This window comes from Nonomuraea monospora, from assembly GCF_039531895.1.
Lineage (GTDB): Bacteria > Actinomycetota > Actinomycetes > Streptosporangiales > Streptosporangiaceae > Nonomuraea > Nonomuraea monospora.
In genome coordinates this window covers 365739-377522 of the sequence record NZ_BAAAQX010000001.1, presented here as the reverse complement: position 1 = coordinate 377522, position 11784 = coordinate 365739, and the positions used below count along the sequence as shown (strand labels likewise).

At 73.2% G+C, this 11784-nt stretch carries 9 protein-coding genes; 2 read left to right on the top strand and 7 right to left on the bottom strand.

From position 1 onward, the window contains the following. Window positions 1-123 precede the first annotated feature (123 nt). Window positions 124-381, top strand: coding sequence for a UBP-type zinc finger domain-containing protein (locus ABD331_RS01770; RefSeq protein ID WP_344470370.1), 258 nt, complete (start codon window positions 124-126; stop codon window positions 379-381). Between the two features lie 3 nt (window positions 382-384). Here ABD331_RS01770 and ABD331_RS01765 read toward each other — a convergent pair whose 3' ends face one another. Further along, window positions 385-1959 (bottom strand): Na+/H+ antiporter, encoded by a 1575-nt coding sequence (locus ABD331_RS01765; RefSeq protein WP_344470369.1) that lies wholly within the window; start codon window positions 1957-1959, stop codon window positions 385-387. A gap of 95 nt (window positions 1960-2054) precedes the next feature. Further along, the gene (locus ABD331_RS01760) at window positions 2055-3365 is read right to left on the bottom strand and encodes a chromosomal replication initiator protein DnaA (RefSeq protein WP_344470368.1); all 1311 of its coding nucleotides are present in this window, start codon (window positions 3363-3365) and stop codon (window positions 2055-2057) included. 230 nt (window positions 3366-3595) lie between these two features. Here ABD331_RS01760 and ABD331_RS01755 point away from each other — a divergent pair, with 230 nt between their 5' ends. Further along, complete coding sequence (locus ABD331_RS01755) at window positions 3596-5590, top strand: ATP-dependent DNA helicase (RefSeq protein ID WP_344470366.1); 1995 nt, start codon at window positions 3596-3598, stop codon at window positions 5588-5590. A gap of 247 nt (window positions 5591-5837) precedes the next feature. Here ABD331_RS01755 and ABD331_RS01750 read toward each other — a convergent pair whose 3' ends face one another. The 5 genes from ABD331_RS01750 to aroB all read right to left on the bottom strand — a co-directional run bounded on the left by ABD331_RS01750 (window position 5838) and on the right by aroB (window position 11761). Continuing rightward, window positions 5838-8072 carry an alpha/beta fold hydrolase gene (locus ABD331_RS01750; RefSeq protein ID WP_344470365.1) on the bottom strand — a complete coding sequence of 745 codons (2235 nt, stop codon included), beginning with the start codon at window positions 8070-8072 and terminating at the stop codon, window positions 5838-5840. After that, the gene (locus ABD331_RS01745; protein ID WP_344470364.1) at window positions 8069-9064 is read right to left on the bottom strand and encodes an ABC transporter ATP-binding protein; all 996 of its coding nucleotides are present in this window, start codon (window positions 9062-9064) and stop codon (window positions 8069-8071) included. The genes ABD331_RS01750 and ABD331_RS01745 overlap by 4 nt, the downstream gene beginning before the upstream one ends. Before the next feature lie 440 nt (window positions 9065-9504). Beyond that, complete coding sequence (locus ABD331_RS01740) at window positions 9505-10260, bottom strand: SGNH/GDSL hydrolase family protein (RefSeq protein WP_344470363.1); 756 nt, start codon at window positions 10258-10260, stop codon at window positions 9505-9507. Beyond that, window positions 10257-10691, bottom strand: coding sequence for a type II 3-dehydroquinate dehydratase (gene aroQ, locus ABD331_RS01735; RefSeq protein WP_344470362.1), 435 nt, complete (start codon window positions 10689-10691; stop codon window positions 10257-10259). Before aroQ ends, ABD331_RS01740 begins: the two co-directional genes overlap by 4 nt. Further along, window positions 10688-11761 (bottom strand): 3-dehydroquinate synthase, encoded by a 1074-nt coding sequence (aroB, locus tag ABD331_RS01730; protein WP_344470361.1) that lies wholly within the window; start codon window positions 11759-11761, stop codon window positions 10688-10690. The genes aroQ and aroB overlap by 4 nt, the downstream gene beginning before the upstream one ends. Window positions 11762-11784: the final 23 nt, after the last annotated feature.

Below are 11784 nucleotides of genomic sequence, written 5' to 3'. Positions count from 1 at the left end.
GCGGCTCCCGGGATTGTGTGGCCTGTGTCACTCCCCCCGATGAGGCCAATGTCCACGCTTGCTCAGCGACCGACAAGAGGCCCGGCCGAAATCGCGCGGCACGGTGCACCTAGGATTTCCGGTATGGCAATTTGTGAGCATCTTTCCGAGGCCGACGACCCCGCCGCGAAGACGCCGGAGGGCTGCGAGGAGTGCCTGGCCGTGGGAGGCCGCTGGGTGCACCTGCGGCGCTGCCTGGAGTGCGGTCACATCGGGTGCTGCGACTCCTCGCCGGCCAAGCACGCCACGGGGCACTTCCGGGAGACGGGCCACCCGGTCATCCAGTCGTTCGAGCCGGGCGAGAGCTGGCGGTGGTGCTTCGCGGACAGCCAGATGGGGTGAGCATCACCTTTCGAGGATCGCCTCCTCGAAGTCGAGCTGCGCCATCACCTCGCGCAGCACCTCGTCGTCCAGGCGGCGCTCGTCGCGCAGCCGGACGAACACCTCCCGCTCGGCCTGCAGCATGTCGCGCCGCAGGCGGCGGTAGAGGGCGCTGGGCGTCTCCGCGCCGCCCGCGCCCGTGCCGCCGCCCAGGCGCTCCCACGCCGTGAGCGAGCGGCGCCACGACTTCTCCCTGAGCTGCTCGACCACCTGCCGCTGGATCTCGTCGGGCTCGCCGTCGAGCTGCCCGACCAGCCGCTCCAGCTCCGCCAGGCCCGCCTCCAGCGCGGCCTGCTGCGCCGCCGCCTCGGCCAGCCGGTCCTCGTACTGCTCGGCCTCGCTCGACACGCCCAGCCGCCTGATCAGCGCGGGGAACGTGGTGCCCTGGATGAGCAGCGTGCCGATCACCGTCGTGAACGTCAGGAACAGCAGCAGCGCCCGGTCCCGCGTGGGCACCCCCGAGATCGAGAACGCCGCCGCCAGCGACACCACGCCCCGCATGCCCGCCCAGCCGAGGATCACCGTCTCGGCGGCCGACGGCGCGCTGTCCTTGCGCCACAGCCTGATCGCCCAGGTCACCCCGAACATCCAGACGAACCTGCTGACGATCGTCACCGCCAGCACCGCCGCCGCGTAGCCGGCGACCGCCCAGGCGCTGTAGCCGCTGATGCCCTCGATCACGGTCACGAGCTGCAGCCCGATCAGCGCGAAGACGATCGCCTCCAGGAAGAAGTCGGTCACCTTCCACACCGCGTCGGACACCAGCCTGGTGCCGAACCCCCGCAGGTGCATGCGGTTGCCCAGGTAGAGGCCGACGATCACCACCGCGATCACGCCCGAGGCGTGCACGCTCTCCGCCGCCAGGTAGGCGGCGAACGGGATCAGCAGCATCAGCGTGTTCTCCACCAGCGAGTCGCGGGTGCGCCGGAAGACCCAGGCGAACACGAACGCCAGCGCCAGCCCGATCGCCACCCCGCCCGCCGCGGCGAACAGGAACTCCCCCAGCCCCTCCCACAGGCTGACGGCGCCGCCCACGGCCGCCCCGATGGCCACGCGGTAGAGCGTCAGCGCGGTGGCGTCGTTGAACAGGCTCTCGCCGATGAGGATGGTCAGCGACCTGCGCGGCAGGCCCAGCCGCCGCCCCACCGCGACCGCCGCCACCGCGTCGGGCGGGGCGATGATGGCGCCCAGCGCGAACGCCAGCGCCAGCGGCAGGCTCGGCAGCATGAGGTGCACGACCAGCCCGACCGCGACCGTGGTGAACAGCACCAGCCCGACCGACAGCAGCCCCACCGACCGCTTGACGTCACGCAGCCGCAGGTAGGAGCTGTCGAGGGCGGCGGAGTAGAGCAGCGGCGGCAGGAACACGTACAGCACCAGCTCCGGCTGCAGCGGCACCGCCGGCACCAGCGGCGAGACCAGCAGCCCGGCCGCGACCAGCAGCAGCGGGGCCGGCCAGCCCTTGTGCCGCGCGACCGCCGCCACCCCGACCGCGCCTCCGGCGAGCAGCAGCAACTGCAAACCCGTGCTCGGATCCACCGACGCCCCTCCAGCCCCCGACCGGGCGATCGTGAGCCGACCGCCTCAGCTCCATCGTCCCGCCGAGAGCGTACCCGCCGCGCCGCGGCGGGACCTCACCACTCCCTGCGGTCGCTTCTCTCGTGGTAGTCGGGCTGCTCCGGGCGCAGGCGCTCGCCCGTGGAGAACATGGGGTCCCCGACGTACGGGCGGGACATGCCCGCGTCGGGCTGCTGCGTGTACTGGTCCTGGCCGTAGTGGTCCTGCCTGTACTGGTCGTACTGGTCCTGCGGCGGGTACTGCTCCTGGCGGCCGAGCGCCAGCAGCGGGTCCACCGGGTTGGGCTGCGGCTGGCTCTGCTGGTAGGAGCCGTAGTCCTGGGCCGGCTGCTGGGGCTGCTGCGGGGCCGCGCGGCGGCGGCCCGCCCCCGGGATGCCGTGCATGGGCGTGCCGAGCCCCGCGGTGCTCGCCTGGGGCTGGGGCTGCTGGTAGTTGTCGGAGCGGCGGCCCCCGTACGGGTCGGAGGGGTACGGGTCCTGCTGGTACGGCTGCTGCTGGGCGGCCTGGTACGGCTCCGCCGCCTGGTACGGCTCGGCGGCCTGGTACGGCTCGGCGGCTTGGTACGGCTCGGCGGCCTGGTACGGCTCGGCGGCCTGGGAGGGGAAGCCCAGCGGGTCGGTGCTGAGCGGCGCCTGCCTGCGCCGGTCGCCGCCGGGCATCTGGTAGACGGGCTCGCTGCCGTCCACGTACTGCGGGCCGGTGAACGGCTCGGGCTGGGCGGGCTGCGTGTAGTGGGGGCCGCTCAGCGGGTCGGAGGTGTACTGGGGGCCGCTGAACGGGTCGCCGGTGTACTTCGGCTGCGGGCCCGTCGTCTCCACGTAGCGCGGGGCTCCCGCGTCGGGGTACTGCGGGCCGCCCGCGTCCGGATACTGAGGGCCGCCCGCGCCCTCCACGTACTGCGGGCCGGTGAAGGGCGAGCGCTCCCCGTACGCCGGGGTGGTGTCCCTGGGACCGGTGGTCTCGCTGTAGGAGGCCACCAGCTTGTCCTGCGGGGCGGGGCCCCTGGCCACCAGGACGTCGTTGGGCGACAGGGCGGCGGTGGGCCGCTCGTCGAGCTGCGGTGGCGGCTGCTGGCCGTGCTGCTGCGGCCGGTGGTAGGTGCCGGTGCCCGGCATGACCTCCGTGCCGGGGTCGTGCGCGGGGACGGCGGGCTGCTCGCCCGTGGCCTCCGCGAACCCCTCGTCGAGGGTGTCGAGCAGCCGGCCGACATCCTCCATCGGCATGCGGAAGCTCGCTGTGCACATCTCGCCGCGCCACAGGCTGAGGACCAGCGTGCCCTCATGCCACGTGACGCGGAGGCACCGCTCCTGACCTCGTGCATCGAAGAAGACTTCGCCGAACGACGGCAACGGGACAACTTCCGACATGGCAGACATACTGCTTTAACCAGCCTTTATTCGTCCACTCAACCCCGGAAAACCCAGAGGAACCGGCCTGACCATCTACACCCGGACTCCCTCCGGTCACACCCAGTGAAGATCTTCCATGACCAGTTGGAGTTCCGATCGCCCAGTGTGCCACGCGACGCGCCGGGAGTATCCGGGAACGCCGGGATGCGTCTGGCCGATCACACCGCGTTCGGCGCGGCGACCCCGGAATGCCGGTAGCGTTTAGTGCCGTGCCGGACTCCCATCTCCCACCAGTGGACACACTGCTCAGCATCGCGGTCGACGCTCTCGGCGGGAGCGAACGGCAGGGCCAGGTCACCATGGTCCGCGCCGTCCAGAAGGCCATCGACGACGACGAGCACCTGGCCGTCCAGGCGGGCACCGGCACCGGCAAGTCCCTGGCCTACCTCGTGCCCTCCATCCGGCACGCCATGGACAGCGACTCCCCCGTCGTCATCTCCACCGCCACCATCGCGCTGCAGCGCCAGCTCGTCGACCGCGACCTGCCGCGCCTGTCCGCCGCGCTCGGCAAGGAGCTGCCGCACGAGCCGACGTTCGCCATCCTCAAGGGCCGCCGCAACTACCTGTGCCGCTACAAGGCCACGGCGGGCTGGCCCGAGGAGGACGAGCAGCACCAGCTCTTCGACCCGCGCGAGGTCAGCGCCACCGGCCGCATGGTGCAGCGCATCCAGGAGTGGGCCGAGGAGACCGAGACCGGCGACCGCGACGAGCTGGTGCCCGGCGTCAGCGAGCAGGCCTGGCGCCAGTTCTCCGTCAGCGCCCAGGAGTGCCTGGGCGCCACCCGCTGCCCCTCAGGCGCCGAGTGCTTCGCCGAGATGGCCAGGGCCCGCGCGGGCGAGGTCGACGTCGTCGTCACCAACCACGCGCTGCTCGCCATCGACGCCATGGGCGACCTGCCCGTCCTGCCCGAGCACGACGTGGTCGTCGTGGACGAGGCGCACGAGCTGGTCGACCGCGTCACGTCCGTCGTCACCGGCGAGCTGTCCGACACCTCCGTCATGCTGGCCGTGCGCCGCGTCGGCCGCCTCATCGACCAGCCCGTCGCCGACCAGCTCATGGAGGCCGGCGAAGACCTGAAGGCGCTGCTGGCCGCCGCCCCGCCCGGCCGCATCGACGACATGCCGCAGGTGCTCGGCCTCACCCTCCAGCTCATCCGCGACACCGCCTGGCGCTGCATCACCGCCATGGGGCCGCGCAACGCCGACAAGGACGACCCCGACAAGGCGGGCCAGCGCAAGGCCGCGTTCACCGCGCTCGACGAGGTGCACGACACGGCGGTGCGCATGCTCGACGCCTACGGGCACGCCTCCGAGTCCGACCGGGCCGAGGTGGTCTGGCTCGACTCCGGCACCGACCGCCGCCCGCCCTCGCTCCGCGTCGCCCCCCTCACCGTGGCCGGCATGCTGCGCGACAAGCTGTTCGGCGAGCGCACCGTCGTCCTCACCTCCGCCACCCTGGCGCTCGGCGGCACCTTCGACGCGCTCGCCGCCCAGTGGGGCCTGGCCGACGGCAAGTGGCAGGGCATCGACGTCGGCTCCCCGTTCGACCACCCCCGCGCCGGCATCCTCTACGTCGCCAAGCACCTGCCCCAGCCGGGCCGCGACGGCCTGCCCCAGCAGTACCTCGACGAGATCACCGAGCTGATCGAGGCCGCCGGGGGCCGCACGCTCGGCCTGTTCTCCTCCATGCGCGCCGCCAAGGCCGCCACCGAGGCCCTGCGCGACCGCCTCGACGTGCCGCTCCTGTGCCAGGGCGACGACTCCACGATGCTCCTGGTCAAGCAGTTCGCCGAGGACGAGCCCACCTGCCTGTTCGGCACCCTGTCGCTCTGGCAGGGCGTCGACGTCCCAGGCCCCTCGCTCCGCCTCGTCATCATCGACCGCGTCCCCTTCCCCCGCCCCGACGACCCCCTCACCTCGGCCCGCCAGCGCCACGTGGCGGCCAGGGGCGGCAACGGCTTCATGGCGGTGGCGGCCAACCACGCCGCCCTCCTCCTCGCCCAGGGCGCCGGCCGCCTCCTGCGCTCCCAGGACGACAAGGGCGTCATCGCCGTCCTCGACCCTCGCCTCGCCACGGCCCGCTACAGCGGCTTCCTGCTGAACTCCCTGCCGCCGTTCTGGCGCACCACGGACCCGGCCATCCCCCGCGCGGCCCTCAAGCGCCTGGCCACCGAGGCGCCCTGACCGGCCGGACCGCACGACACCCGCCACCTCCGCACGACGCCCGCGCCTCCGCACGACGCCCGCGCCTCCGCACCACGCTCTCCACGCGGCCCGCCCGCCGCCCGCCACCTCCGCACGCCGCCCGCACCTCCGCACCTCCGCACCTCCGCACCACGCTTCCCACGCGGCCCGCAGCCAGGCGCCCGCCGCGCGGCTCCGAGCCGGTCGTGTGGCGACGCCAGGCCCCGGGCCGCTCTGCGCGGGGCAGTCAGGCGGCGGCCTTCGGGCACACGGCACCGGGCGCGGGCAGGCGCAGGCTGGTCAGGTATCGGTTCACGTGGGCGATGACGCAGGAGTTGCCCGCGTTGTAGAGCCCGTGCCCATGATCCAGGTACTGGATCGCCCCCGAACCAGGCACCCGCCGCACCAGGTCAGCCGACGCGTCGAAGTCCGTCAGCGAGCCCACCCCCAGGTAGGGCGGCAGCTCACCGGCGGGCAGCGGCCCGGGCGGGTTGGTGACGGGCGAAGGCCAGCCCACGCAGGCCAGCGGATGCCACAACTCGATCCCGGCCAGGTTGGGCAGCAGCCGCTCCCCCTCACGCCGCTGCTCCACGTACGCCTCGTAGCTCTCGAAGCCCAGCCCGTCCAGGCAGTGCGTCATGTTCATCCCCGTGAACGAGGGAACCTTCACGCTCTTCGTGCTCCGCCGGACATAGTCGGCGAACCCGGACGCGTCCCCTGCGGCGGCCCGCTCGATCGCCTCGGCCAGCTCCACCCAGCGGGGATGCTCGGGCGCGGGTCCGGGCGAGATGACGCTGGGCGCGGCGGCCTCCTTGATGTCGAACCCGCTGTAGGCGGCCCGCTCGCCCTTGACGGGCACCGGCACCCGGTCGGCCCGAGCCACCAGCGCCCGCCAGACCTCACCGACGTCCCGGCCGTGCAGGGCGCACGCGGCGGCCTTCGCGCACCAGGCGGCGAACCGGGCGAAGGCGGCCTCGTGGGGCAGCCTGCTCTGCGCGCGGGGCTGGTACGGGTTGGCCGTGCCGTCGAACGCCATCGCCCGCACCCGCCCCGGGAACAGCCGGGAGTAGGCGAGCGCGGGCATGCCGCCGTAGGAGTTGGCGATGAAGCTCAGCCTGTCCTCGCCCAGCGCGGCCCGGATGGCCTCCATGTCGCGCGCCACCGAGGCCGAGTCCATGTGGTCGAAGAACTCGGGGTCGGCGGCGCGGCAGCGCTCGGCCGCCGCCCTGTTGCTCCTGCCGAGCTCGGCGTACTCGGCGGGCGTGTCGGGCCAGGTGATCCAGGGGCCCGAGGTGAGGCATTCGTACGACAGCACGCCCTTGTCGATGGTGTTGCGTGGTTCGACGCTGACCACGTCGAACCGGTCGCGCAGCTCGGCGAAGCCGGCGGCGTTCTCGCTCAGCGAGGAGACGCCCGAGGCGCCGGGGCCGCCGGGCACCGCGAACACCGTGCCCATCCGCCGCTGGACGCCGGTCGCGGGCAGCAGCCCGACGGTGAGTTCGATCTTCCGCCCGGACGGCTCGGCCCAGTTCAGGGGGACGGTGATGGAGGCGCAGCGCATCTCCCGGAGCAGCTCCTGGTCCGCGCACCGCGCCCAGGCCAGGATCGCCCGGCTCGATCCCGGCAGGACGGTCGCGGCGGGCACCGCCGAGACCAGCACGGTCGCGACCACGCCGACCGCCAGCGCCTTGATCCGGCGTCCCCTCCGCGCGATCACCGTGGCCCCGGCCGTGAGGGCGGCGATCACGTACCCGACGAGCAGCCCCGCCGCCGCGGCCGAGGACAGACTCCCACCGCCGGCCCCCGCGATCTGGAGCGGCAAGTTCTCGATCATGAACGAGCCCGCCTGCGCGCGCAGCGGCATGGGCAGCGTCCTGGCCACCACCGGCAGCACCACGATGATCACGGCCAGCACGACCAGCGCGCCTGGCGTGGAGCGGACGGCGGCCCCGACGCCGAGCCCGATCAGCGCGACCGCGGCCATCGACAGCCCGGTGACGATCACCGAGGCGAGCACGCCCGGATGCGACAGCGGCGTGCCCAGCGGCACCCCTTCCCGCAGCAGTTGCCCGGCCCGGTCGCCGAGCACCGCCATGGAGGCCGCGTGCATGGCGAACGCCAGCGCCTGACCCGCCACCAGCGTGACGGCGGCCAGGCCCGGCACCTTGGCCAGCAGCAGCACCTGCCGGCGCGGCACGGCCGCCAGGCTCGACTGGATCATGCCGGTGCCGTACTCCGAGGTGATCGCCAGCGCTCCCAGCAGGGCGAAGACGACGTAGGCGACCGCGATGCCGTTGCCGAGGCCGTCCCCGTTGGCGGGAAAGGCCATCCGCTCGTCCACGGTCTGGTTGTCGAAGCCACGTCCGATCATGAACGCGATCCCGGCGCAGGCGGCCACGGCTGCCACCGAGCAGGCCAGCAGGTACAGGTTCGAGCGCAGTGAGCGGAGCTTCAGCCACTCCGCGGCGATCGCGTCGATCATCGCACGGCCTCCCGAGGGGCGGTCCTGTAGTCGGTGCTGTCGCCGGTGAGCCGCATGAACGCCTCCTCCAGCGACGCGCCGCGCGGCGTCAGCTCCGCCAGCGCGACCCCGGCGGACAGCGCCAGCGCGCCGATCTCGGACGCCGTCAGGTCGCGGACGGACAGCGCGCCGATCTCGGACGCCGCCAGGTCCCGGACGGGCAGGGCGCCGATGTCGGACGCCGCCAGGTCCCGGACGGACAGGGCGGCGTCGTCCCCGGCCACCACCGTCGCTCCGTGCGCGCGCAGGACGTCAGCGAGCCGCTCCGGGGACGGCGTGCGGACGAGCACGTCGCCCTGGAAGTGCCCGGCCAGGGATTCCGTACTGGTGTCGGCGACCAGCCGGCCGCGCCCGATGACGATGACGTGCTCGGCGGTGAGCGCCAATTCGTTCATCAGGTGGCTGGACAGCAACACGGTGCGGCCCTCGCCGGCGAGCGAGCGCAGCAGGCCGCGCAGCCAGCGGATGCCCTCCGGGTCCAGCCCGTTCAGCGGCTCGTCCAGCATCAGCGCCGCCGGGTCGCCGAGCAGCGCCGCCGCGATGCCCAGCCGCTGCTTCATCCCCAGCGAGAACGTGCCGATCCGCCGGTCCGCGACGCCGGCCAGGCCGGACTGCTCCAGCACCGCGGCCACCCGGCCCGCGCCGATGCCGTTGCTGCGGGCCAGCCAGGCGAGGTGGGCGCGGGCGGTCCGGCCGCCGTGCACGGCCCCGGCGTCGAGCAGCGCCCCCAGGGTGCGGATCGGACGGCGCAACGACGCGTACGCGCGGCCGTCCACCAGCGCCTCGCCCCTGTCAGGGACCTCCAGCCCGAGCACGGCCCGCATGGTCGTGGACTTTCCCGCGCCGTTCGGGCCCAGGAACCCGGTCACCACGCCCGGTCTCACGGTGAAGGTCAGGTCGTCCACGGCGACCGTGCGGCCGTACCGCAGGGTCAGGTCCCGCACTTCGATCACGGCTCTCCCTCGTTCTCGTCCGCCCGGCCGGGGACGGCGCTCGGCGCGTCCTTCAGCCTCGCGGAGCGGGGGCGTGTACGCCATGGGCCCTGGACCACCCTCGCCGGTGGAGAATCCCCACCCTCCGGGGTAGACCCAGCCCTACTCCCCGGCGGCTCACGCACAGGGCAGACTGCTGCCGCGATCCGGACACGGCCCGCGCTGACCCGCATGGGCGGGGGTGGCCGCCGTGCTCGCGGACACGCTCGCGCTCGCCCTGAACGCCGTCACCGGCCTGGCGTCGCCGGCACTGCTCGTCCCCGTCATGCTGCTGTCGGCGCGCGACGGGGCGCGGTCCGGCGGCCCTGCCCCGTTGGTGGTGTCATGGGCGCTTCTGGCCGGCCGACCGGCGATGACGGCATGCGGGCGCGGGGGCCGCCCCGGCGATCAGACCGGCAAGCTCACATCCACGGCGCGAGATCGGGCCGCTTGGGAGACAGACCGTCCCCCGAGGACACTCCGCGCAGCCGCCGCGACACCCACGGCACCAGATGCTCCCGCAACCACTGGGCGTCCTCCCGCCGCCGGGCCCGCGGATCGACCTCCCGCTCCGGCCACTCCTTGCGCCAGTCGTCGAACGGCACCCCCAGCACGTCGAGCACCCGGGCCGCCACCAGCCGGTGCCCGTCCTCGTTCATGTGCAGCCGATCGGGGCTCCACGCCCGCCAGTCGCGCAGCCCCTGCATGGACCACTGGTCGACGAGCCGGCACCCGTACAGGTCGGCGATGGACCGCAGGTGCAGGTAGAAGACGGCGAAGCGCCCGCGCAGCCGCCGCATCAGCGGCGTGTCACGCGGATCGACCCCCGTGAACAGCACCACCTCCGCCCCGCAGCCCCGCAGGTCGCGCACGGCCAGGGCGAGCTTCTTGGCCATGACGTCCGGGTCGCTGCCGGGCCGCAGCAGGTCGTTGCCGCCGGCGCAGAAGCTGACCAGGTCGGGCGCCATGTCGACGGCCAGCGGCACCTGCTCGGCCACGATCTGGTCGAGCAGCTTGCCGCGTACGGCGAGGTTGGCGTAGCGGAAGCCGGGTTCGTCGGCGGCGAGCCGCTCGGCCACCCGGTCGGCCCAGCCACAGTAGTGCCCGTCCGGCCCGGGATCGTTCAGCCCTTCCGTGAAGCTGTCGCCGAGGGCGACGAAGGACTTGTAGTGCCTCATGAGGTGGTGTTCATCTCCGAGATAGCGTGCAGCGCAAGGACGTACGACTGTAGTCCGAACCCCGCGATGGTGCCTGTCGCCACCCCGGCCACGACGGAGGTATGGCGAAACTCTTCCCTGGCCGCGGGGTTGGAGATGTGCACCTCGATGAGCGGCGCGGTGCGCTGGGCGATGGCGTCGCGCAGGGCGTAGGAGTAGTGGGTGAAGGCGGCCGGGTTGAGCACGACCGGGATCCGCCCGTCGCACGCCTCGTGGATCCAGCCGATCAGCTCGGCCTCGGAGTCGGTCTGGCGCACCTCGACGTCGTGGCCGAGCTTGCCGCCGGTCTCGCGGCAGAGGTTGACGAGGTCCTCGTACGTGTCGGCGCCGTAGATGGACGGCTCACGCTTGCCGAGACGGCCCAGGTTGGGCCCGTTGAGCACGAGGATCATGCGGAGATCTCCTTGTAGGCGGCTTCGAGCAGCTCTTCCGCGGGGCCTTCGAGGCGGCCCGGCCTGGCCAGGTCGTCGAGCACGACGAAGCGCTGCTTGGCGCCGCGGTTCTTCTTGTCCAGGCGCATGTGGTCGCGCAGCCTCGGCCAGGCGTCGGCGGCGTACGTGATGGGCAGGCCGACGCTGGTGAGGATGGCGCGGGTGCGGGCCACCAGGTCGGCGCGGCCGGAGAGCCTGGACAGCTCGGCGGCGTAGACCATGCCGATGGCGACGGCCTCGCCGTGGCGGATGCCGTAGTGGCGGTCGCGTTCGATGGCGTGGGCGAGCGTGTGGCCGTAGTTGAGGATCTCGCGCAGGCCCGCCTCGCGCAGGTCGGCGCCCACGACGTCGGCCTTGACCTGGATCTTGCGCTCGATCAGCTCGCGCGTGTGGGGGCCGTCGGGGCGGGTGGCCGCCTCCGGGTCCTCCTCGATGAGCCGCAGGATCTCCGGGTCGGCGATGAAGCCGCCCTTGATGATCTCGGCCAGGCCCGCGACGTAGTCGTCCTTCGGCATGCCGGCCAGCGTGGACAGCTCGCACAGCACGCCCACGGGCGGCAGGAAGGTGCCGACGAGGTTCTTGCCCTCGGGCGTGTCGATGCCGTTCTTGCCGCCGACCGCCGCGTCGACCATGGCCAGCAGCGTCGTGGGCACAAGCACGACCTGCACGCCGCGCAGCCACGTGGCCGCCACGAAACCCGCCAGGTCGGTCGTCGCGCCGCCGCCCACGCCGACCACGGCGTCGGAGCGGGTGACGCCGTGCCTGCCCAGCTCGGACCAGAGCCGCGCGGCCACCTCGACGGTCTTGGCCGCCTCGCCGTCGGGCACGGGCAGCTCGACGACCTGGTAGCCGGCCTCGGACAGCGCCGCGCCGACCGGCCGGGTGATCTCGGGCAGCGTCTCGGGGCCGATCACCGCCACGGTGCGGACGCCGGGCTTGAGCAGCGTGGTCAGCTCGGCCAGCACGCCGGTGCCGACGACCACGTCGTACGGGCTGTCGCCGCGCACGTGAATCCTCGTCGCGGCCGTCATGCCAGGCACCCCTTCACGATCGC